Annotated in this window: 19 protein-coding genes; 4 read left to right on the top strand and 15 right to left on the bottom strand. The window is 34.3% G+C overall.

Features of this window, described 5'->3' with window-relative positions; all coding sequences use genetic code 11:
- The 10 genes from lolA1 to E0F91_RS09410 form a co-directional block, all read right to left on the bottom strand.
- Positions 1-645, bottom strand: a complete 645-nt coding sequence (gene lolA1, locus E0F91_RS09455; RefSeq protein ID WP_243698872.1) for an outer membrane lipoprotein periplasmic chaperone LolA1 — start codon at positions 643-645, stop codon at positions 1-3.
- A 49-nt stretch (positions 646-694) separates the two neighbouring features.
- Positions 695-3,142: a DNA translocase FtsK gene (locus E0F91_RS09450; protein WP_132066245.1), complete on the bottom strand. Its 2,448-nt coding sequence runs from the start codon at positions 3,140-3,142 to the stop codon at positions 695-697.
- An 18-nt stretch (positions 3,143-3,160) separates the two neighbouring features.
- A complete protein-coding gene (locus tag E0F91_RS09445; RefSeq protein WP_132066243.1) occupies positions 3,161-3,535 on the bottom strand; it encodes a diacylglycerol kinase family protein in 375 nt (124 codons plus the stop codon).
- A gap of 10 nt (positions 3,536-3,545) precedes the next feature.
- Complete coding sequence (gene tpx, locus E0F91_RS09440) at positions 3,546-4,043, bottom strand: thiol peroxidase (RefSeq protein WP_132066241.1); 498 nt, start codon at positions 4,041-4,043, stop codon at positions 3,546-3,548.
- A 188-nt stretch (positions 4,044-4,231) separates the two neighbouring features.
- Positions 4,232-4,489 (bottom strand): DUF6952 family protein, encoded by a 258-nt coding sequence (locus E0F91_RS09435; protein ID WP_132066239.1) that lies wholly within the window; start codon positions 4,487-4,489, stop codon positions 4,232-4,234.
- 110 nt (positions 4,490-4,599) lie between these two features.
- The gene (locus tag E0F91_RS09430) at positions 4,600-4,908 is read right to left on the bottom strand and encodes a thioredoxin family protein (RefSeq protein ID WP_132066237.1); all 309 of its coding nucleotides are present in this window, start codon (positions 4,906-4,908) and stop codon (positions 4,600-4,602) included.
- Positions 4,909-5,036: 128 nt separating this feature from the next.
- Complete coding sequence (locus E0F91_RS09425) at positions 5,037-5,675, bottom strand: peroxiredoxin (RefSeq protein WP_132066235.1); 639 nt, start codon at positions 5,673-5,675, stop codon at positions 5,037-5,039.
- A 142-nt stretch (positions 5,676-5,817) separates the two neighbouring features.
- Positions 5,818-7,428: a glycoside hydrolase family 3 protein gene (locus E0F91_RS09420; RefSeq protein WP_132066233.1), complete on the bottom strand. Its 1,611-nt coding sequence runs from the start codon at positions 7,426-7,428 to the stop codon at positions 5,818-5,820.
- A gap of 127 nt (positions 7,429-7,555) precedes the next feature.
- Complete coding sequence (locus E0F91_RS09415; RefSeq protein WP_132066231.1) at positions 7,556-8,824, bottom strand: MFS transporter; 1,269 nt, start codon at positions 8,822-8,824, stop codon at positions 7,556-7,558.
- 27 nt (positions 8,825-8,851) lie between these two features.
- Entirely contained in the window at positions 8,852-10,384 is a 1,533-nt protein-coding gene (locus tag E0F91_RS09410) for a glycoside hydrolase family 10-like protein (protein ID WP_132066229.1), read from the bottom strand.
- 237 nt (positions 10,385-10,621) lie between these two features.
- On the opposite strand from E0F91_RS09410, the gene E0F91_RS09405 reads away from it, so the two are divergent.
- The 4 genes from E0F91_RS09405 (at position 10,622) to E0F91_RS09390 (ending at position 20,383) form a co-directional block, all read left to right on the top strand.
- Positions 10,622-13,537 (top strand): FAD-binding and (Fe-S)-binding domain-containing protein, encoded by a 2,916-nt coding sequence (locus E0F91_RS09405; protein WP_132066227.1) that lies wholly within the window; start codon positions 10,622-10,624, stop codon positions 13,535-13,537.
- 273 nt (positions 13,538-13,810) lie between these two features.
- Positions 13,811-15,733 carry an amino acid permease gene (locus tag E0F91_RS09400; RefSeq protein WP_132066225.1) on the top strand — a complete coding sequence of 641 codons (1,923 nt, stop codon included), beginning with the start codon at positions 13,811-13,813 and terminating at the stop codon, positions 15,731-15,733.
- A 372-nt stretch (positions 15,734-16,105) separates the two neighbouring features.
- Positions 16,106-17,329: a metallophosphoesterase family protein gene (locus E0F91_RS09395; protein WP_132066223.1), complete on the top strand. Its 1,224-nt coding sequence runs from the start codon at positions 16,106-16,108 to the stop codon at positions 17,327-17,329.
- A gap of 12 nt (positions 17,330-17,341) precedes the next feature.
- Positions 17,342-20,383, top strand: a complete 3,042-nt coding sequence (locus E0F91_RS09390; protein WP_132066221.1) for an AAA family ATPase — start codon at positions 17,342-17,344, stop codon at positions 20,381-20,383.
- A gap of 150 nt (positions 20,384-20,533) precedes the next feature.
- Here the strand turns inward: E0F91_RS09390 and E0F91_RS09385 are convergent, their stop codons facing one another.
- The 5 genes from E0F91_RS09385 to E0F91_RS17975 form a co-directional block, all read right to left on the bottom strand.
- Positions 20,534-21,094 carry a DUF6642 family protein gene (locus E0F91_RS09385; protein WP_132066219.1) on the bottom strand — a complete coding sequence of 187 codons (561 nt, stop codon included), beginning with the start codon at positions 21,092-21,094 and terminating at the stop codon, positions 20,534-20,536.
- Positions 21,095-22,463: 1,369 nt separating this feature from the next.
- Positions 22,464-23,192 carry a superoxide dismutase gene (locus E0F91_RS09380; RefSeq protein ID WP_113637765.1) on the bottom strand — a complete coding sequence of 243 codons (729 nt, stop codon included), beginning with the start codon at positions 23,190-23,192 and terminating at the stop codon, positions 22,464-22,466.
- Positions 23,189-23,860 (bottom strand): chromate efflux transporter, encoded by a 672-nt coding sequence (chrA, locus tag E0F91_RS17985; protein ID WP_243698870.1) that lies wholly within the window; start codon positions 23,858-23,860, stop codon positions 23,189-23,191. The genes E0F91_RS09380 and chrA overlap by 4 nt, the downstream gene beginning before the upstream one ends.
- Before the next feature lie 95 nt (positions 23,861-23,955).
- The gene (locus tag E0F91_RS17980; RefSeq protein ID WP_233206888.1) at positions 23,956-24,357 is read right to left on the bottom strand and encodes a chromate transporter; all 402 of its coding nucleotides are present in this window, start codon (positions 24,355-24,357) and stop codon (positions 23,956-23,958) included.
- 12 nt (positions 24,358-24,369) lie between these two features.
- Positions 24,370-24,624, bottom strand: coding sequence for a bL27 family ribosomal protein (locus E0F91_RS17975; protein ID WP_233206889.1), 255 nt, complete (start codon positions 24,622-24,624; stop codon positions 24,370-24,372).
- Positions 24,625-24,744: the final 120 nt, after the last annotated feature.

Below are 24,744 nucleotides of genomic sequence, written 5' to 3'. Positions count from 1 at the left end.
TTAATCTAATTTGTTGATGTAGTAATTTGGATATTTACTCCCCGCAAATGTAAATTGATTTTTTGACAAAGGTTGGTTGGTTTTAAAAGAATTAACCGTTAATGTTGTCTTTGTTCCTTTCTTACCCACTTCAATCAAATTATAAATGTGTTTTGTTTGCACATCGATACCCAGTAATACCTCTTTTCTTTGGTCTTTGGTGTTTATAGGAACCAATTTTATATATTGAATTTTTCGTCCTTTTACATTTTGCAAAATATCCATGTTGTACTTATAACCAGAATTGAAAAAAGTAAGCATTTTAGAAGGCGTGATGGCATTATCATCTTTTTCATTAACAGTAGAAATGGTTATTTCTTCATCTTCCGGAACGATTGTGTATGTTTTTTTTCCATCAAAAATTTTAGTAACCCCCATGAAATTCAGTACATACTGATTGCCTTTCATAGTAACATTTCCTTTGCTATCTTGATTGATATTCTCTTTTGTATTGTTCAAAGAATATTTAAAATCAATAGTTATATTAGTATAGCTTTTAACTTTAGCCGTAACTTGATCTAAAAGGTCTTTAGCTTTTTTATCTTGTGCTTGAATTGTAAAACAAAAAAGGAATAAAGCCATCGTTAAAAGGAGTCTTTTGCCCATAGTTTGTTTACAATTTTGTTTAGATTCTTGAATTTTTGATTTCATTGTATTAATTGTTTTGTTCATTGTTGAAAAATTGATCAAGAGAACTCATGTCCAGAATGTTTACACTTCTTGCCTTGCTTCCTTCAAAAGGGCCAACAATTCCAGCAGCTTCTAATTGATCGATTAATCGACCCGCTCTGTTATAGCCTAATTTAAGTTTTCTTTGTAGCAAGGAAGCCGATCCTTGTTGTGCGTTTACAATGATTTCTGCGGCTTCTCTAAACAAAGTGTCTCTATCGGATATATTCACATCAAGATTAATGCCACTTTCCTCTCCAACGAATTCTGGAAGTAAATAAGCGGTCGCATACGCTTTTTGGGAACCAATGAATTCCGTTATCTTTTCTACTTCTGGTGTATCTATAAAGGCGCATTGTACGCGGACTACATCATTTCCGTTTGTGTAAAGCATATCACCTCGTCCTATTAACTGATCAGCACCTTGTGTGTCCAGAATAGTTCTGGAGTCAATTTTTGAGGTTACTCTAAATGCTATTCGAGCAGGAAAATTGGCTTTTATTAAACCAGTAATCACATTTACTGATGGTCTCTGTGTTGCTATAATTAAGTGAATTCCAATGGCTCGAGCTAATTGGGCTAAACGTGCAATAGGAACTTCTACTTCTTTACCAGCAGTCATTATCAAATCCGCAAACTCATCGACTACCAGAACAATATAAGGCAAAAAGCGGTGTCCGTTTTCAGGATTCAATTTTCTAGCTTTAAATTTATCGTTGTATTCTTTGATATTACGCACCATCGCATCTTTCAATAATGAATAACGGTTGTCCATTTCCACACAAAGCGAATTCAAAGTATTCACTACTTTTGCATTATCGGTGATAATAGCGTCATCCATATCCGGAAGTTTAGCTAAATAATGTCTTTCAATTTTATTGAAAAGTGTCAACTCAACTTTTTTAGGATCAACCAAAACAAACTTTACTTCCGCGGGATGTTTTTTGTACAAAAGCGAAGTCAAAACGGCGTTTAAACCAACAGATTTTCCTTGTCCCGTAGCACCAGCCATCAATAAGTGAGGCATTTTAGCTAAATCCACCACAAATGTTTCATTCGAAATTGTTTTTCCAAGAGCAATAGGTAATTCCATTTCAGCTTCTTGGAATTTGGCAGAGCCAATAACGCTCTTCATGGAAACCATTGTTGGATTTTTGTTAGGAACCTCAATTCCTATCGTTCCTTTTCCTGGAATAGGCGCAATGATACGAATACCCAATGCCGACAGCGATAAGGCAATATCATCCTCTAAACTCTTGATTTTAGAAATTCGAATTCCTGCTTCTGGAACAATTTCATATAAAGTTACCGATGGTCCAACGGTCGCTTTTATTTGTGCGATTTCTATTTTGTAATTGCGAAGCGTATCTACAATTCGGTTTTTATTTTCTTCTAATTCTTCTTGGTTGATCGTAATTCCACCAGTTGAATATTCTTTTAATAAATCAATTGTAGGGAATTTATAGTTGGATAAATCCAAAGTTGGATCAAATAATCCAAAATCAGCTACTAATCTTGATGCCAAATTTTCCTCAATGATATCCTCTTCCGGTGCTGTTTCGATGACAAAAGTATCTAAGGGATTAGCAATTATTTCTGGAGTTGCTATTGGTGTAACTTCCATAGCAAGCGGCTTTGCAATAGGATCTCTATTAATATCAGATGAATTACTGATGGTAGGTTTTAGCGCTTCTTTATTAATTTCGAATTGTGAACCATTGGTTTTTAAATGGATATCATCAATTTCTTCCTCAACAACTGCAAATTCTTCTAAATTATAATCTCCTTTTTTAGTATTAAAAGGATTAGGATTTGAAACGGCTTTTATTTCTTTTTTGGTAGTATCAAAAAAGGACTGAATACTTTCAGGAGAAAGTTTGATTTTAAATATGATGTAGACAATCAATCCAAACAATAAAAGCAATAATGTTCCTGGTTTTCCAATGTAATCTTGTAGAAATAAATTTAGTTCATATCCAATTGTTCCACCTAATTCTGGTGCTGAAGTAGCAAAGAACCCAAACAAAACGGATAAAACAATGATTACGAATAAATCCCAAAACCATATATTTTTTAATTTCCTAACCGGAATTCCAAGTACTAAATAAATACCCGAAAGGAAAAATAATCTTACAAATATAAAGGCAGCAATTCCAAAACCTTTGTATATTAGTAAATCAGCTAAGAAGGCGCCAAATTTTCCAAGCCAATTCTCAACGGTTTCTGAACGATTTGATAATTCTTGAACAGCGCTTTGATCTTGTTGTCCATAAATGAAAAAGGACACAAAGGCAAACAATAAAGCAATAGAAAATAAAACCAACAGCGAGCCGAAAACAATTTTGTGTTGTTTGGTCAACTGTAATGGTGTTTTATCTACTGATTTAGTATCTGTTTTTTTATTTAAAGGGGCTGTTTTTGTTGTTTTTGCCATTCTTTTTTGTGCTACTACCTAAAAAATAAGTGGTATATATATGATTAAACCAATTGCTACTGCTGTCAAAGCAGCAAAAAATACCGCTCCCGCAGCAATATCTTTGATGAATCCAATTCTTTCATGGTAATTTGGATGAATAAAATCTGCTATTTTCTCAACAGCAGTATTTAAACCTTCAATACTCATCACTAAACCGATAGCTAAAGTTTGAAAAAGCCATTCTGTTTTAGAGATACCAAAATAAAATCCAGCAATGCTCATCAAAATCCCAATGGAAAATTGAACCATGACACTGTGTTCCGTAGCGATTAATTTTAAGGCTCCCTTCAATGCATAAGAAACGCTTTTTAATCTTCCGGTAAAGAAAGTATTGTCTTTTTGAAACTCCATCAAGTTGGGATTATAGTACTGCTAATGCAGCTTCGTAGTTTGGTTCATCTGCAATTTCAGCAACTTGTTCCGTGTGCGTAATTATTCCGTTTTCATCAACAACAATGATCACTCTTGAATGCAATCCTGCCAATGGTCCATCAGTTATTTCTAAACCATTTGTTTTACCAAAACTTCCTTCTGGAAAATCAGATAAATTCACAACATTTTCAAGTCCTTCTGCTCCACAAAAACGTTTTTGTGCAAAAGGTAAATCTCTTGAAACGCATAAAACAGTTGTGTTTTCTAAAGTACTAGCGCTTTCGTTAAATTTACGAACAGATGCAGCACAAGTTCCAGTATCTATACTAGGAAAAATATTTAGTACTAATTTTTTACCTGGAAAATCACTTAATGAAGCTACAGAAAGATCTGTTTTAACTAATTTAAAATCAGCAATTTTAGTACCTACTTTTGGTAAATCTCCTGAAGTGTGAATTGGATTTCCTCCTAATGTTATCGAAGCCATAATGATTGTTTTTTTGTGAGGTTCAAAAGTATGAAAATTAATTAAGAATTAGTCCTCAAATATCGCGATAAGTTTAGCGTTTTTGGTCAATATTTAAACTGCATGGCTGCAATGTGTTTTGTATTTTGCATAAAAAAAACGCACCCGTTGCGGAGTGCGTTATAGAATTCAGAATTAAAAAATTCTTTTTATTTGTCGATGGAACCCAAAACACGTTTCATAAAACTGTTTAAAGCTTCTTTTTTATCCGTTCCGTTTTTTACTAATTTGTTGACTTCTAAAGCGCCATACATATTAGAAATTAATTCCCCAATAACATCTAATTCTTCCTCTTTCAAGGATGAAATCTCAGTCATTGCTTCTAGAACTTCTATTGTTTCGATGATATAATCTTCATCATTTTCTTCTATAAACTGCGTTAAATGCTTAATTACGGGTAATTTCATTTTTATTTGTTTAAAGTTTAGGGTTTAAAATAAGTCTAAGGTTTTAATTTGCTGTTGCATTAAACTTATGAATAAATTCAGGCAACTTTAAACTTTAAACTAGGAAATCATTAAACAATTTCGTTCACTAATTCAATCAACACTTCTTGTTTGTTAGTTTGTGTTTCGTTTACCAGTTTACCATTTACAAAAGTGGCAAAAGTTGGTAAATTACTAACATTGGCCAATTTTCTAGATTCTGGGAAATTTTCCGCATCAACAAGCGCAAAAGTGATTGTTTCGTTCTCTAAAGCTAATTTTTTAAATTTTGGCTTCATGATTCTGCAATTTCCGCACCATGATGCCGAAAATTGAACCACTACTTTTTCGTCTTTTGCAATTAAATCGTGTAACGTATCTTCGGTTAATTCGATTAACATAAGTTTGTTTTTTTAAGGTTGAAAGAGGCAAAGGTTCAAAGGGGCAAAGTTTTAGAACTTCGTTAATTTGGGCAACAAAAAACCTTTGTTGCTCACAGGACCTCTGAACCTTTGTATCTTTATTTTAATTAGTTTAAACTTAAGTATTCAGCAGTACTGGTTCTATCAGCGCTCATTGCTTCTTTACCAGCTTCCCAGTTTGCAGGACAAACTTCCCCTTTTTCTTGAATGTGCGTGTAAGCATCAACCATACGTAAATACTCATTTACGTTACGACCTAGTGGCATATCATTTACACTTTCATGGAAAATTTTTCCAGTCTCATCAATTAGGTAAGTCGCTCTAAAAGTTACATTAGAACCTTCAATGATAATAGAATCCGTTTCTTCAGAGTATTCCGTTGAATCGATATCTAGAATCCCTAATATGTTAGATAAGTTTCTGTTAGTATCAGCAAGAATTGGGTACGTAACACCTTCAATTCCACCGTTGTTTTTTGGAGTGTTTAACCAAGCAAAGTGTACTTCGTTAGTGTCACAAGAAGCTCCTATAACGATTGTATTTCTTTTTTCGAATTCCGGTAAAGCAGCTTGAAAAGCATGTAATTCAGTTGGGCAAACGAATGTAAAATCTTTTGGGTACCAAAATAAAAGTACTTTTTTGTTTTTGTTTATAGCCTCTTCAAAAATGTTGATTTTTAAATTATCACCCATTTCTGAGATAGCATCTACTGCAATACTTGGAAATTTTTTACCTACTAATGACATTTGATTTACTTTTTAAGTTGTTTTTTTTGATGGTGCAAAAGTAGCTATACGAAAGGGAAATTAAAATGATTTTTAATTAGAAATATTTATTTTAAAATAGGGAATTACTATACTATGATTTTTGATAAATTGAAGTTTGTAATTACATCAAGTTAACTGTCACGGGTAGAGTTCCTTTGCTTTCTGAGTTTTCTAAAAGTTGGTTTGCAGCGGCTTCTTGAAATTCTGAAAAATCTTGATATACTTGCACAATTCCTTGCGCTTGGTTCAGATTTGGGATAACTTGTAGTACGTACGGATTTCCAAAAACGTATAAAACACATTTTTTGGTGGTAAATAAATGGCTTAAAAACTGAAGCACTGCATCTTCAATGCCAAAATTACTTAAAGGTTTTGCCTTTGGAACAAATAAAGAAATGAGTATTGTGTCAAATTTATTCAGTTCTTTTTCCAATTCAATCAATACGGATTCACCTCCATTTTCATAACTAAATTCTGCTGAAGGCAAATCAGCAGCTAAACTTTTGAAAAATGTATTATCTGTGTTTTTATAAAGGCTTATTTTGGCAAGCGTGTTGCTTTTATTTGCCTCAAAAACACTTTTTGAATTAGTACTGTCTTTTATTTTGGTAAGCGAGTTTTGAGCAATTTTTAAGTTTAATTTAGAAGTAGTTTCAAAATCAAAATCACTTTCGGAGTGCTTTAGCAAATTAAGATTTCCATCTATAATTCCTACTTTTTGTTTGCATTTCCAAATACGGTTAAAACTTTCTTCAATACGTTCGATGGATGCATTTTTTAAGATTTCCTGAATTCCTTCGGGAATATTTTCAGCAAAGCACAACACATCATTTCCAGCATTAAAAGCCTCCCATTCTAATTGCCCTTTTTTGTCAAATAATTTAGAAACACTATGCATATTTAACGCATCCGAAATTACTAAACCATCATATCTTAGTTGCTTTCGCAAAAGCGTTTCGATAACTGATTTTGATAATGTGGCCGAAGTATCTTTTCCATCATTTAAAGAGGGAACTGCCAAATGACCAATCATAATCGAATCAACATTATTCTGGATTCCTTTTACAAAAGGGACTAATTCATTGGCTACTAATTCTTCGAGAGTTTCTTTTAAAACGGGTAGTCCTAAATGCGAATCGACATTGGTATTTCCATGTCCGGGAAAATGTTTCAGACAACCCAATATCCCAACATCATTCATGCCTCTGAGATATTCAAGAGCAAAATCACTTACTTTTTCTTTGTTTTCACCAAAGGAACGGTAGCCAATTACAGGATTATTCGGATTGTTATTGAGGTCGGCAAGCGGTGCTAAATTATAATGAATTCCAACTGATTTTAAGTCTAAACCAATTTGCTTTCCTACCTCATAAACCAGCTGTTTTTCACTGTGAGGTAAAGCACCAAGTGTTATTGCGTAAGGATATTGTGGCGTTTTCTCGACGCGCATGGCTAATCCCCATTCAGCATCAATACTCATTAATAATGGTGTAGAAGCACATTTTTGGTACCGGACAATGAGTTCCTTTAATTGTTGACAACTATCGTCGTTTAAAACTACTTTTTTCTTCGTTTCATAATTCGTTGCTGCGCTAGCTCTGCTATGAAAAAAAGTTAATCCACCTATATTGTAGTCTTTAATTAAGCGTTCTGTAGCTTTAATATTTTCTTCGGTATCATTGATGAAAACCGCTGGAAAGAAAAATTGTCCTATTTTTTGTTCTAATGTCATTATCGTAGTTTACTAGTATCAAATAAAGCTTGGAATACTTTTTACCGAAGATTCACAGATTATAAATTTTTTAAAATAATTTGCGAATCTGCGGTTAAATTTTTGCATCAATCCTTGATAACTATTTTTAGGTTGTCTTCTTTCCAAAATCCTTCGGAAATATCAGAAATCTCGACAATATCAATCCTGGAATGGTTGCCAAAAACACCCAAATAAAGAAATTTCCATAGCCTAGATATTCTTGGATATAACCGCTCAACATTCCCGGAAGCATCATTCCTAAAGCCATGAATCCGGTTGCGATAGAGTAGTGGGATGTTTTAGATTCCCCATCGGCCACATAAATCAGGTACATCATGAACGCTGCAAAACCAAAACCATAACCAAATTGTTCTGCAATTACCGTTGCATAAATATAAAAAACGGAACCAGGATGAAAATGAGATAGTAAAATAAATCCTATTATGGGCAAGTGCATGGCTAAAATCATAGGCAACATCCATTTTCCTAGACCGTCTCTGGAAATGACAATACCTCCTAAAATACCGCCAATAGTAAGTGAAAGTACGCCAAAAGTTCCGTAAATAACACCAACATCTTGGGTTGTTAAACCCATTCCTCCATCAGTTATGGGGTCTATTAAAAAAGGAGTTAACATTTTTAACAGTTGTGATTCACCTAATCGGAACAATAGAATAAAAGCCAAAACTAAACCAATTTGTTTCTTTTGAAAAAAAGTGGCAAATACGACTCCAAAGCTCTTATTCGAAGTTGATTCTGAAGTTGATTCTGCTATTTTGGCTTCAATTTTTGGAGTCGAAAAATAATTGTAAACTGTAATTACGGTCATAATTAATCCTACAACGACCATCGTATACGACCATGCTTTTTGTTTGTCGCCATATTCCTGTTCCAGATAACCAGCAATAACTACGATTAATCCGTTTCCAGTAAGCATCGAAAGTCTGTAAAATGTACTGCGTATTCCAAGGAAAAAGGATTGTTGATCTTTTTCTAAAGCTAATAAATAGAATCCATCACTGGCAACATCATTGGATGCGGATGCAAATGCAGCGACCCAAAAAACAGCTAAACTGATAACGAAAAAATTGCTCAAAGGAATCGTTAAACCTACAATCAAAAAGGCAATAGAAATAAGCAATTGCATGCTTAAAAACCATTTTCTTTTGGTCGAATACAAATCTATGAAAGGACTCCACAGCGGTTTAATCACCCAAGGTAAATAAAGTAAACTGGTATAAATTCCAATGTCTTCATTGTTGATTCCAAGGTTTTTGTACATGATTACCGAAACCGAAATAATAATGGCATAAGGCAATCCAGAAGCAAAGTTTAAAATGGGAATCCAATACCAAGGTCTATTGTCTGTTTTCATCTAAGGCAAATTATAATCAATTAAATTTTATAGCGTAAAGTTCACTAAAGTTGGGTCACTTTCATTACCATAAAAATCAATGAATGTAATCGCACAGGTGGTATTTTTGTCTAGTTTATAGGATGGAATTACCACTTCAACCGTATCACTATCATCTTTGAATGCAATTTTGTCAATAATTTGGCTTGGATCATTTACATTAATTTCCGAATTGAATTTGGCACCATAAACCATAACATAGCGAACTTTACTGTACATTGGATAGGTAACATTAAATCGGGATGCAATTGGATCTATCAAAATATTATTTGCTGTAGGCACGATAGCCATTTTTTTTACGGAACCGGGCACAACAGTTGGAAGAGCGGGATATTTGTATTGGTTTTCTGTTAGTAATTTAGTCACACTTTGATTTTTGTTCAGAAATGATTTGGCACTAAAAAACGCATTTCCCTGAACGTTTTTGTACGATCTTGTGATGTCAATTTGATTTGGAATTTCTTGTGGATTATTCCATCTTTTATCCGAATCAGTATTTATTTTATAGGTTCCATTTCCAATATAAATTGCGGTATTTGTGGAGTTTTCAGACCACCAACGCAACAACTTGGAATAAGATGCTTTCGGGTGATCCATACTCCAATACAATTGTGGAACAAGGTAATCAATCCATTTGTTTTCCATCCAAGCCAAAGGATCAGCAAATAAATCATCGTAATTTGTTTGTCCTGCTTCAGTTTCAGAACCTCTTGGATCTACTGATTTATTTCTCCAAACCCCAAAAGGACTAATACCAAATTGTACCCATGGTTTTATATGTTTTATAGAAACTGATACCTCTTTTACAAAAGTATTCACATTGGAGCGTCTCCAATCTTCAATACTTAGTCCATTTCCATATTTTTTGTATGAAGCGGTATCATTAAATAATTCTCCTTTTATTCTGTACGGATAAAAATAATCGTCGAAATGTATTGCATCAATATCGTACTTTTCTACAACTTCCTCTACAATAGCTAGAAGGTGGTTTTGAACTTCAGGTAATGCCGGATTATAATAATATTTCCCACCATATTTAATCATCCATTCCGGATGCTTAAAAAAATCATGTTGCGGGCTCAAAAGTGCTGTATTGTAATCCATCGTAGCTCTATACGGATTCATCCAAGCATGAAATTCAAAACCTCTAGCATGCGTTTCAGCGATCATCCAAGCTAATGTATCAAAGTAAGGTTTTGGCGCCTGACCTTCTTTACCGGTCAAAAAACGGGACCAAGGCGCTAACTCTGTTGGGTAAAAAGCATCACCTACGCTTCGTATTTGAACAATTACAGCATTATAATTTAATTTTTTATAGGCATCTAAGATCTCAATATAATCTGCTTTTTGCTTGGCAACATTATCTGTACTGGTTTTTGGCCAGTCAATATTGACCACGGTAGCAATCCAAACGGCCCTAAATTCATTTTTTGGATTGGTTGCCAATACTTGTGCGTTGCTATTCCATATAGAGAGCAGTAGAAACGCAATAAGCAAAAGAGTGTGCTTGTGATTTTTCATTAGAGTCCTGTATTTAAAGTATTCAAAAATAGTTTTTTTAGTGAAATGGACCAGCTAAAATGCTTTTAAAATTTCATCTATTTTAGTAGCGCAATTTCTTTGCCAATTTTTTCAAAAGAAGTTCAAAAAGTACTTTGCCGTAAATAATAAAAGGATTTGAATATTTACTAACGGTTTTAATCGAATCCATTGCTATATATTTATATTTGTGAAAATAATAGCAATTTATTCTAAGCAATGTCAATCTCATCTCAATTACAGCAGTTATCTCAATCATTAGAAGGAACCCTTTTATATGATGAACTTCATAAAACCTTATACGCTACAGATGCTTCTGCGTACCGAATACTGCCAATTGCTGTTGCTGTACCAAAATCAGAGGAGGATATTGTCAAAATTATTTGCTTTGCAGCAAAAAATAAGATTTCAATCACGCCCAGAACGGCAGGAACTTCTTTAGCGGGTCAAACGGTAGGTAATGGAATAATTGTGGATGTTTCGAAACATTTTACCAAAATTGTTGCTTTTGATTCCATAAAAAAAACGGTTACCGTTCAGCCAGGAGTGATTCGGGACGAACTGAATTTGTATTTAAAAGAACACGGATTGTTTTTTGGACCTAATACTTCAACTTCCAATCGATGCATGATGGGAGGAATGGTAGGCAATAATTCTTCGGGAACCACATCTATTCGGTACGGAGTTACCCGAGATAAAATAGTCGAGATCAAAGCGGTTTTGAGTGATGGGACTTTGGCAGTATTTAAAGAAATAACGTCGGCGGAATTCATTGAAAAAACAAAAGGGAACACCCTCGAAAGTTCCATTTACAAAACTATTTTTGAAGAACTTTCGAACACAAAAAATCAAGAAGAAATTATAAAGGAATTTCCAAAACCTGAAATTCACAGACGAAATACCGGATACGCGATTGATTTATTATTGAAATCAGAACTTTTTGGAGGAACTGAAAATACAATAAATCTAGGAAAACTCCTTTGCGGAAGCGAGGGAACGCTAGCTTTTACAACCGAAATTACGTTGAAAGTGGACGATGTACCTCCTACGAATAATATTATGGTTGTGGCTCATTTTCATACCATTCAGGAAAGTTTAGAAGCTGTGGTTACGGCCATGAAACATCATTTGTACACCTGTGAAATGATGGATGACACGATATTGGATTGTACTAAAACCAACAGAGAGCAAGCCAAAAATAGATTCTTTATTCAAGGAGAACCAAAAGCGGTTATTATGCTCGAAGTGGCTTCGCATCTTAGCATGGAAGATGCCGAAGTACAAGCAAATGCGTTGATTGCTGATTTAGAAAGAAATAATTTTGGATATGCTTTGCCTAAAATTTACGGAGCTGATATTGATAAAATAAATGAGTTGCGAAAAGCAGGTCTTGGACTTCTAGGAAGTATTGTCGGCGATAATAAAGCGGCAGATTCTATTGAAGATACCGCTGTTGAGTTGAGCGATTTGCCCAATTATATTGCCGAATTCTCTGCGATGATGGAACGCCACGGTCAGAGTGCCATTTACTATGCACACGCCGGAGCTGGAGAATTGCATTTGCGACCGGTTTTAAATTTAAAGACAACAGAAGGACTGCATCAATTTAGAAACATCGCAACCGAAGTGGCTATTTTGGTCAAAAAATATAGAGGTTCGCTGAGCGGGGAACACGGTGACGGAATTGTCAGAGGTGAGTTTTTACCTTTTATGATTGGAGAACAAAATTATGAACTCTTGAAAAGAATTAAACTTGCTTTTGATCCTCATACGATCCTAAATGTAGGGAAAATTGTAAATGCTTTCAAAATGGATGAAAACCTAAGAGTGGAAGCGGGCAGAGCGGAACCCGAGATACAAACCATTCAGGATTTCTCGGACAGCATGGGGATTTTGCGTGCTGCAGAAAAATGCAATGGCTCCGGTGATTGCCGAAAATTACCTTCGGCAGGTGGAACCTTGTGTCCCAGTTATCGCGCTACCCGAAATGAAAAAGATACCACTCGGGCCAGAGCCAATGCGCTGCGAGAATATTTGACTCATTCCGATAAAGAGAATAAATTTGACCATGAAGAATTGTATAAGGTATTTGAATTGTGTGTGAGTTGTAAAGCTTGTGCCAGCGAATGTCCTAGTAATGTAGATGTGGCCGCTATGAAATCAGAGTTTTTGTACCACTATCAAAAAGCAAATGGTTTTTTATGGCGCAATAAAGTATTTGCTTTTAACGCTAAACTAAATGGTTTAGGCAGCATTGTTCCTCGGTTTACTAATTTTATGGTGAATTTGCCGATGGTGAAAAAAACTATGGGAATCGCGTCCCAAAGAGAAGTACCATTATTGGCTCCAAATACTTTTAGAAAATGGTATGAAAAAAATTGGAACCAGGCGCCAAGTGATTCTTTTGTAAATGGAAAAGTCTGCTTGTTTTGCGATGAATTTACTAATTATTATGATGTTTCGGTGGGGATTGATGCCTATGAATTATTGACTTCATTAGGCTATGAAGTGATTTTGGTAGATCATGAGGAAAGTGGAAGGGCTTTTATTTCCAAAGGCTTTCTTGAAGAAGCCAAAGCCATTGCCAATACTAATGTGGCTGTTTTTTCGGATTATATTACTGCTGAATTTCCTTTAGTAGGAATAGAACCTTCAGCCATATTAACCTTTAGAGATGAATACATCCGATTGGCTGATGATAAGGAAAGTGCCGAAAAATTAGCCAAGAACGTATTTACAATTGAAGAGTTTTTTAAAAACGAAATTGGTGCTGGAAAAATACATTCAGACCAATTTTCTGAGGAGCAGAAAACAATAAAAATTCATGGCCATTGTCACCAAAAGTCCTTGAGTACAATGGAAGCTACTTTTGCGATGTTAAATGTTCCTAAAAACAGTTCAGTTACTATTTATAACTCGGGTTGTTGTGGCATGGCAGGTTCTTTTGGATATGAAAAAGAACATTATGAAATCAGTATGCAAATGGGAGAAGATACGTTGTTTCCAAAAATTAGAGCCACTGATGCTGCGACTGCCATTGCCGCGGCAGGAACGAGTTGCCGCCACCAGATCTTTGATGGAACCAGTAGAAAAGCCTTGCATCCAGTTTCTATTTTAAAGAGCTGTTTGAAGTAAGCTGGAGCTTAAACCGATTGTAATACGAAAACGAATTCTTACTTTTTTAAAATTATTTTCCTTTTAAACGTTTTATTAAGTTTAATTTGACTTTTTAAAGAAATATAATAAACTATTTTAACTTATTTTTTAAATTAATATAAAAAATAGTTGGAGAAACTGTATTAGTTCAATTTGTTTTATACTTTTGAATTTCGAACATTATTTGCACGATTTAGAGGATAAAAATATACAATTCACATTATATTAATTTTTAATGATAAAATTCACAATATGGCATTAAAGGGTTTATTTAGAAAAAAAACAGTACAGGATATTTTAAAACAGGTGGAGAAGAATAATGCCGATGGACATAATGCGCTAGGTAAGCATTTGACAGCGCGTGATTTGACTGCATTTGGAATTGCAGCCATTGTAGGAGCAGGTATTTTTAGTACTATTGGAAAAGCCAGTTCTGATGGAGGACCAGCTGTTATTTTTCTATTCTTGTTTACTGCTATTGCTTGTAGTTTTGCCGCTTTCGCTTATGCAGAATTTGCTTCTATGGTTCCGGTTTCCGGAAGTGCTTATACGTATTCTTATGTTGCTTTTGGCGAAATTATAGCTTGGATTATTGGTTGGGCCTTGATTATGGAATATTCTGTGGGTAATATAACGGTTGCTATTTCATGGAGTGATTATTTTACGAGTTTACTAGATAGTGGAGGCATTCATTTACCACAATGGGTTCAGATGGATTTCTTGTCTGCCTCCAGAGGTTTCGATGACGCTACTGCGCTAATGCAAGGGGGAAAAGAATATGCTAAATTGAGTCCGGCTTTGCAAGATGCTTATATGGCATGGACCACTTCACCAGTGATAGGTTCGTTTCATTTTGTAGCGGATCTCCCAGCCTTATTGATTATTGTTTTAATCACCGCATTGATTTACCGTGGAATGAAAGAGTCTCGAAATGCGAGTAATATCATGGTAGTAGTGAAATTATGTATCGTTTTACTGGTGATTGCGGTTGGGGTGTTTTACGTTGATACGGCAAATTGGGATCCTTTTGCTCCTAATGGGGTTACTGGAGTTTTAAAAGGTGTATCTGCTGTATTTTTTGCTTATATCGGTTTTGATGCCATTTCAACAACTGCCGAAGAATGTAAAGATCCACAACGTGATTTGCCAAAAGGGATGATGTGGGCTATTATTATATGTACTATTTTATATATTGCCATAGCGTTAGTATTAACGGGAATGGTTTCTTATGATCAATTAAACGTAGGTGATCCACTCGCTTTTGTATTTGAAAAATTAGATTTGAAATGGATGTCGGGAATTATTGCGGTTAGTGCCGTGGTGGCTATGGCTAGTGTTTTATTGGTTTTCCAAATGGGGCAACCGCGTATCTGGATGAGTATGAGTCGTGATGGTTTATTGCCAAAACGTTTCTCAAAAGTACATCCAAAATACAAAACACCTTCTTACGCGACTATTGTTACCGGTTTTGTAGTGGCAGTTCCAGCGTTGTTTTTAAACTTGACGTTGGTTACTGATTTATGTAGTATTGGAACTTTATTTGCTTTTGTGTTGGTTTGTGCAGGAGTGTTAGTCTTACAAAATAGAACTGATATTCCTCGTGGAAAATTCAAAACACCGTATGTAAATTCAAAATTTATATTGCCCGTTTTGATTGTAATTGGATTGGTATTTGCTTTTGGTTACAACAAAAAAGCGACAATGGATTTCATTACTAATGAAACTCAAATCAATAGCTCAGAAGCAATTATTACTTCGTTAAATAAAGAGGAAACTAAAAAAGTATATGCTTACTTAGTAGGTGTAGATGCTAAAAACAGTACTGATAAAACACCAGATTTAGAACTTTTATTAAATCAGTATCAGAAAGATGACGCCAAATATTCTAGTGTTATTGCAGGTTTGCCCTTAGCAGATGCTGTTAAATATGAAAGTGGATTTAGCTTGTTCAAGCATAAAATTCCAATGTGGATTTTCCTTATTGTTATGGTAGGATTAGTCGTATGGTCTTACAGATCAAACTTATCATTGATACCATTATTAGGTCTTATATCTTGTTTGTATATGATGGCAGAATTGAGTGTTTGGAACTGGATTTATTTTGGAATTTGGTTGTTGATCGGTTTGATGGTCTATTTCAGTTTTGGTCGAAAGAATAGCAAATTGAATATTTAAAAGTATTTTAAAATCTTTAGGACCGTCTTTTTAATAGGAGACGGTTTTTTCATTTTAATTACTACCACCTTAAAAATTATTTTTAGTAGGTCGTTGCAATACTAGCGACAAATCCTATTTAAAAGCGCTACAGCAAAAAAAAAGAAATTGTAAAAGGTCATATGCCAGAGATCATCTGCAAATAGTATTGCTTTGACAAGTACAGCTAATCTTTAATCTTGTGAAGTGGAGAAAGCGATTTAAAACGTCAAAAAATAACAAGATCTAATTTTATAAAAACTCCATTTTATAATTTTTTTATTACCATATTGTTGTAGAAAATTAGCTTTTAAAACTACTATTTTTGAAAGTCCTATTTAATAGAAATACAGCATGAAAATACTACACACTGCCGACTGGCATTTGGGAAAGAAACTGGATCACTTTTCTCGTTTGGAAGAACAAAAGAAAGTAATGAATGAAATATGTACAATAGCGGATGTCCAAAATGCAGATGTAGTTATCGTAGCAGGGGATTTATTTGATACGTTCAATCCGCCAGTCGAAGCTGTAGATTTGTTATATAAGACGTTGAAAAAATTGACTAATAATGGCAAACGTCCTGTAATTGCTATTGCGGGAAATCACGATAGTCCAGATCGAATTGATGCTCCAAATCCTTTGGCTAGAGCATGTGGGATTCTTTTTGTAGGGAACCCTGATGTGACCATTCCCACCGTCACCATCGAAAACGGTTTTGAAATTACGCAATCGGAAAATGGATTTTTAGAAATTCAACTGCCGCAATATGAATTTCCTATTCGCATTATCACAACACCTTATGCGAATGAGATGCGATTGAAAACCTATTTAGGAGCCGAAAATAAGGAGGAACAATTGAATCAATTATTACAGGATTCTTGGGCGGCGCTGGCAGATAAATACTGCGATACTAAAGGCGTTAATATCCTAACCACCCATTTGTATATGCTGAAACGTGGAGGCGAAATCTTAGAAGAACCAGAGGGTGAAAAACCGTTGCGAATTGGTAATGCAGATATAGTTTACACGGATTGCATTCCACACCAAATTCAATATACCGCTTTGGGACATTTACATCGTTTTCAAAACGTGGGTGGCCATCCCAATCCAGTCGTGTATTCCAGTAGTCCGTTGTGCTACAGTTTTGCAGAAGCGGGTCAGGATAAAAAGGTAGTTCTAATTGAAGCACAACCAAACGAGGTTGTAAAATTTACAGATATTCCGCTGCAATCGGGTAGGGTTTTACATCGAAAACGATTTGAAAATACAGACGAAGCAGTAACATGGTTATTAGAAAACCCATACTGTTTGGTTGAGCTGACTTTGGTTAGCGATACTTTTTTCGCCAGTCAAGATTTAAAAAGAATCCATGAAAGTCACGACGGAATTATCTTTATTATTCCAATTGTGACTAAGGATGGGAATGCGGAACAACACACTCCAAAAGTAAATTTAGATCAGAATATTCAGGGATTGTTCAAAGATTACTTTGTATCGAAACACAAACAGGAACCGAACGAGGAACTATTGGATTTGTTTAATGAGATCATTGGAAGTCAAGCTAAAAACGTCTAAAAAAAACCTTTTATGTTACCACTAAAGTTAAGTATAAGCGGATTGTATTCCTATCAGAAAAAGCAAACGATAGATTTTGAAGAATTGACTAATGCTGGATTATTCGGTATTTTTGGAGCAGTAGGATCCGGAAAATCTTCTATTTTGGAAGCGATTGGTTTTGTTTTATATGGGGATACGGAGCGTTTAAACAAGACAGACAAACGTTCCTATAATATGTTGAATCTAAAATCGGATAAAGCCAATATCGAATTTGAATTCTTAAATTTTGAAGAACGGAAATTCAAATTTGTAGCCGATTGGAAGCGAAAAAAACGCTTTGAAGAAACCACTTCTATTGAACGCCTAGCCTATGAATGGAAAGGGGAGGAATGGGTTCCAATGAATTCTGCTGATGCCACTATCATCATTGGTTTAACCTATGAAAATTTTCGTCGGACCATTATCATTCCACAAGGAAAATTTAAGGAATTTTTAGATTTGAAAGGCAAAGATCGTTCAGATATGATGAAAGAGATTTTTCACCTTCAACGTTTTGATTTAGCATCCAAAGTGGGATTATTACAGAGTACCACTAGAACAAAACTAGATCAATTAAAAGGCGCTTTATCAGGATTTGAAGCTATTTCTGCTGATGCTATTTTGGCCTTGGAGAAGGAAGTTATAGCAGCGAATAACGAATTGCAAAACGACAAAATAGGGTTAAGTTTAGTTGAAAAAGAACTAAGTGAACTCAATACATTAAAGGCAAACTTTGAGGATTTAGAAAAAAAGCAACAGCAGCTTTCTAAATTGAATGCTGAAAAAGTGACGATGAATGCTTTGGAGTTGGAAATAGATTTGTTCGAAAAGACGGAACGGAATTTTAAATCTACTTTAATCACTTTAAAAACTGAGAAGACGGCTTTAGAAAAAGCGAAAGAAAATCTGGTTGCTACTGAAAATCTGAAGAAATTAGTAGTGGATGGCAATTTGAAAAGTCAAAATGATTTAGAAATAGTACAGCCTGATTTTGATATCCTTGAAATTTCTAAGAGTAAAGTATCCGATTTAGAATCCATTGAAAAAATTACAATCGCAAAGAGTGCTTTGGCCGTTTTAGATGAAAAAATAAAAGTAGAGGAAGCTTTGTTTTTAGCTAGTGAAAAAAAAGAAAAGGAGGTAGTTGCAAAATTAGATAGAATTCTGGGGCAATTGGTCGACGCCAAAAAAAAGCGATTGGAGGCTTCTTTCTTAGTTGATTTAGGAACTTGGTATCAGCAGCAGCGAAATCTCCAAAATAATTTTGATGTACTTAACATAAAACTTAATTCATTGAAACAAGAATTAAAGTTAAAAACAGCAGCTTTTCTACTTTTGGAACTGCCTTTTGATAGTTGGAAAAACGTGTTAAAAACTAAAGTAGAATCAATTTTTTTCGAAAAGGAAAAAGCAATTGATATAAAAACTAAACTATTAGTGTCGAAAGAGTTGGTCCACTATGCTGAGAATTTGCACGATGGCGAAAATTGCCCTCTTTGTGGTTCGCAAGAACATCCAAATGTGATGCAAGGGGAAGATGTTTCGAATCAATTAGTACTTATTACCCAAACAATTGCTGATTTAGCCAATAAAGAAGCGCAAATCAGTTTAAAACAGGCACAAGCTGAGAAATTAGAATTCGAAATAAATCATGTTCAAGCGCAACTGAAAGGAATTATTGCGGAATGCGAAACCATTGAAAAGGACCAGAAAATGCACCTGTCAAATTTCATTTGGAAAGATTTTGACGCAAAAAATTCGCAGTCTTTTGAATCTACTAAAACACAACAACACCTTTTAGAAAAAGAAATAGTGGCTTTAGAAAATGACGAAAACGAACTTCGCAAGGAGCGGGAAATTATTTCGTTGGTACTAAAAAACAACAATACTTCGAAGGGCGAATTCGAAGCAATAAAAGCTGCTAAAAGTGGTGCTGTTGCTAATGAATTGTCGCAATTGAAAGTACTTTCATTTGCCGATTACGAATCAATTTCAGCTGCTTCAATTCAAGCTGAAAAAATCGTCCTACATAATAAAAATATAAAAATAGCTACAGATTATCAAGTGATAAAGGAGCAAATTGCACTTCAAAATCAAGAAATAGCAACGCTCACAGGAAGTTTAATTACATTACAATTGCAAGTAATTGAGAATGAAAAAATTCTAGTACAGACACAAAAAATAATTGCCAAATTACTGCAAGAACATTCTTTTTTATCGGTTGAAGAAGTGAGAACAATACTTTTAAAAAACTGGAATATAGCAGCAGAAAAAGAGAAAGTGAAAGTTTTTACCGGGAATGTACTAATTGTTATTAATTCTGTTTCCGAAGCGGAGAAACTGATCCTTGGTAAAACTTTCGAAAATAAGATTTTAGAAGAAAAAACCACACAATTTTCTGCTTTCAAATTAAAATTTGAAACTCAATTAGGAATTGTTTCTGCCCTACAAGATAATTTGAAACGCGTTCAGGCACAATTTGTTGAAAAAGCAGATTTGCTAGCCCAATTTGAACTATTAAATACCCGTGCGACTAATTTAGTTACGCTGGCAAATATGTTTAATGCAAGTGGCTTTGTAAACTATGTTTCGAGTATTTATTTACAAAATTTAGCCGATGTGGCCAATGTTCGTTTTCATCGCATGACCAAAAACCAATTGAGTCTAACGATTAATAGTTCCAATGAGTTTGAGGTAATTGATTATCTTAACAATGGAGCTTCAAGGAGTGTGAAAACGCTTTCCGGAGGTCAAGGATTTCAAGCTTCCTTATGCTTGGCTCTGGCTTTGGCAGAAAGTGTTCAGTCCTTAAATCAGAACGATAAGAATTTCTTTTTTATTGATGAAGGTTTTGGAACACAAGATCCCGAAAGTGTCGCTGTGGTTTTTGAAACGTTGCAATCGCTGTACAAAGAGAACCGAATTGTTGGAATTATTTCCCATGTAGCCGAACTGCAAGAACGGATTCCCCGCTCAATTAATGTCTTTAAACAGGAGGAAAAAGGAAGTGTGATAAGCGAAAGTTGGAATTAAATGAGGTGTCTTTTATAAAAAATATAGGAGTAATCAGCTTTCACAATTCGTGCTTTTTTTGATGCATATTTTGCTAAAAAATTAAAAAGAGGTTCAACGGTGTAATTCTTTACTTTTTTAATTGGTTAAAAAGGTGTTGAGATTTGCTTTTTAATAGTACAATCTAAAATCAAGGAGCTTACAAAGAGCAAAGTGCTTTTCATGTAATTCTTCAACGATTTGTATCAGATCATCTTCGTCTTGGCACAAACTGAAAAACACTTTATCCAAATGAATGCTACTTAGATTATCGAATTTTGCTCCATAACCCGAAATGGCTCTTGCTCCAGTAATATCTAAAAAGTACTGTGCTTCTTCCGCGCTTAAGTCCACCACCTTTTCATTTGCGAAGTGTACAATTTTACCCTTCATTTTTCCTTCAAATAGTTCGGCTATTTCTTCTAAACTGTAATAATATTCATTGATACAAATGCTATTTTCCTCTCCTTGCATCACTAAATAGATGATTTCATAATCCTTAAAATTATGATCGTCATAAAGCAAAGCACTTAAGCTTTCATCCAAACCTTCAATTGTATCGCATGTTTTATAAATGCTTGAAATCCCTTGCGCAAAAGCTAATTCTTCTAGGTTTTTAACCACTTCTGTTGTAGTGTCGTTTTCTGTATCGGGTACGGCTTCAAGGCAGAAAATAAATTTATCTTGATCCATTGTCATTTGTTATGTAGGTTTATAATACCAACAAATGTATGATTTTATAGAGACAAAAACTTGAAAAGTGAAAACAGTTCGGATCAAGAATAAAACATGAGGAAGATTGGATGAATATAAAGATCTTCGTTTCATTAACCTTTACTTAAAGCCTCATTAGACCTTTTAAATTTATTCTTCCTGATTTTTTAGCAGATAACTTTGAAATCGTTTCTGCTATTAATTCTTTAGAAAACCCAAGTCTGTATTTCGAAAAAAATACAAAACTCTAAAAGTGCTTGTCGCTGAAGAAATAGTATGGAAACGTTTTTTTAGATGAGAATACTATTCAAGATTTTTCGTTAGAGGTAATTAGTGTCAGGAAGTACATAGGTATTTTATAAATCAAGTGAAAAGTAGACCAATAACCAAGATGAACGAGTACATCTTTTATTTTAGCTATATCCTGATAGTAAAATTGGATATAAATGTATTACAGCTATTAAAAAGTATTTACCATTCCTACAATTACAAAAGCAGTACTATGCTCAAATTAGCGCTGTGGTCTAAAAATGAATAGTAATCTGGTTATAAGAACTCCAATATAGTCTTCAAGGCAATAAAGGGTAATTGCGGATCAATATTAAATTATTTTGAGATAGAGTACAAATAGTATAGCAGACCCTTCCTGTGTCAAAATTAAAGCAATTAGATTGCAATTTACAGTAGTTCTAAAAAATGATTTTTACTTTTCGGATTAACTAATCTTTTTTGATAATTCCCAACTTTTGTAACAAATCCGTTTTATAAATAGTGGTGAAGTACAAAAACAAAAAAAAACCTGTAAATCTTATGATTTACAGGTTTTACACATTTTTTGGGTCTTTTTAAAAAGTTTGATAAAGTTATCTTTTCCATTCCTTTTACCCTTTTGTGGGGAGAGCAGGATTCGAACCAATAAGCTGGAACCCGTGCCTATACTGCATTTTCAACTATTTATAAACTAATGTGCCACGATTTTGCCACAAAACTTAATATGACAATTTTTAAGTAAATTATTGAATTGACTTGTTTAAAATGAATGCTGTAATTCATGTTTTGAAAATCAAAATTAAGTAATTTTATGATAATCCAAAAAGTTTATTTAATATTTTTTCAGTTTAACGCTGATTTAATATTTTTTACTAATAGTGTCCTAAACGTTTTCTTGAATCAATTGTAATAATTTGAAATACAGAAAAATACATTGCTTTTTGATGGAAATGCGTATCGAGCCCAAGAATAAATGTGATTGAAAATAATATTTATTTTGATTAACAACGATTTAATGAATAGAAGAACCGAACAAATGAGTCATTTTCCCATTTGTCCTGACAAGTAATATCATATTTTATAATGTCAATTTTAACGCATCATTCAATCGTAATGCTACATTATCCCAATTAATAATATTAAACAAAGCATCCACGAAATCGGTTCGTTTGTTTTTGTATTTTAAATAATAGGCGTGTTCCCAAACATCTATAACCAATAAAGGAATGGCACCCCATTGCGTTAGTTTTTCGTGGTTTTCGCATTGTAAAATTACCAAACTATCGCTGTATGGTTGATATGCCAAAATTCCCCAACCATTGCCATCTACATTTTTTGAAGTGGCTGCAATTAAGATTTTAAGTTTATCAAAACTCCCAAAACTTTTTTCTATTCGCCGCAACAAATCACCTTGCGGTAACGTGTTTTTATTAGTAAGGTTTGTCCAAAAAATCGAATGTAGTATATGTGATGAAAAATGATGTGATAATTTTTTTGTCCAAAAATCAATGGTTTCCAAATTGTTTTCGTCCAATGCTTTTTTTATCATTTGCAAATCTTTGTTTGCCCCTTTTACCGCACCACCGTGATGAAAAGTATAGTGTAGATGCAAGGTTTCGGCATCCATATAGGGTTCTAAAAAATTTTCACTATACGGAAGCGTTTGTTGAATATAATTGCCGTTTCCATCAACCAATTTATCAATTGAATTGTCCGCTAAATTTTTGGCAAATGCATTATTTGTTGGAAGAATTAGCGAAGCTGCACCTAATAAAGTGCTCGATTTTAAAAACTCTTTTCTGTTCATAGTATTAATTTTATAAAAACCCCAACAACTGCTGCTGCCACGATAATATAAGGTCCTTGAATTTTCTTGATATAAAGTAAAGCAAAAATTGTTGCAATAGCTATTAGTGTTGTTGGAATATCAAAAATACTTCGGGAAGCAATTACTCCAACCTCACCTACCAAAGCCCCAACAACAGCCGCAGTAATAACATCTACAAAGGCTTTGATTGATTTATTCTGCGCAATTTTCTTAAAGGATGGAGCAAAAGTAACCGTAAATAGATAACACGGCAAAAATGTGGCTAAAGCTGCAACCAAAGCACCTGGAAAACCAGCAACTAAATAGCCAATAAAGCCAACAGGAATAACAACTGGGCCAGGGGGAATCATTGCAACTGCAACCGCATCAACAAATTTTTGTTCCGTTAACCATTTATTTTCTATTACTACTCCCGAATGTAAAAAAGGAACTATTGCCAGTCCACTGCCAAATACAAATGCTCCCGCTTTGGCAAAAAAGAGGGCAATCTTCATAAGAGTAGAATTGTCATAGCTCCTAAAGCCCATTTGCAAAAGAAGAATAGAATTTGCCGTTTTATTATTGAACCATTTTGGTGGTGCTTTGACAAACATATATATAATTCCAGCCAATACAAATAACAAAACTTGTTCCAGTTGTGTAACCAATGTCACAACTATGGCAACTACAAAAAAACAGCCACAATAACCAATTCGTTTTAAAAGAGGTTACATTAAATTTGCCGATAGATTTTATCGTTAGTTTATAGGAACTCATTACAATAATACCAATAACAGCTGCACCTACGCCATAAAAAACAGCTTGTATCCAAGACAATCCTCCGTATAACTTGTAAACGATTCCTAAATAGTACCACCATTATGAAAGAAGGCAAAATAAAGGCAAAACCAATCAACGTTGCCCCTAAAAAACCACAATGTACAAATCCAAGGTAAATGGCTAATTGTGCCGCTAACGGACCCGGTGCTAATTGCGCCAGGGCTAAGCCTTCTTTATATTCATCTTCTGAAATCCATTTTTGATCTTCGACTAAATCCCGGTGCATATAACCAACCAATGCTACTGGACCACCAAAACCAATTGTCCCTAATTTCAGGAAATAAAGAAGTAACTCTTTTAAACTATATTTTGGATTTTCTTTCATAAACAAGATGTTCTAAAAGGCTATACCAAATTGGAAACCTACTTTAAAATTGGCCGGATGCTCATTGCCAAATCGTACTGGTAATGGAATAGCAACATAATAGCTACTGTTGGTATTTTTTATTACAGTTTTGTTGAATACTGGAGTTACTCCATATCTGCCATTTGTCTCAAAGGCAACTCTACCCGCAAATGTGTAGTCTTTACCTAATGCTATCAACACGCCAGGATGAAATAATAAATTATTCATTTTACTAGCTAGTCCCATCTTCTGCTTTTATATTGGGTACAATTTCAAATGAGAATCCAATTTTAGAGCTTTTCCAGATGTTAATTCCTGTTGGAAAACCAACGGCGTAATAATCTCTAAAGTTTAAAGAAGTTTGAT

This window comes from Flavobacterium sandaracinum (genome assembly GCF_004349135.1).
Taxonomy (GTDB): domain Bacteria; phylum Bacteroidota; class Bacteroidia; order Flavobacteriales; family Flavobacteriaceae; genus Flavobacterium; species Flavobacterium sandaracinum.
This window is presented reverse-complemented; position numbering and strand designations above follow the sequence as displayed.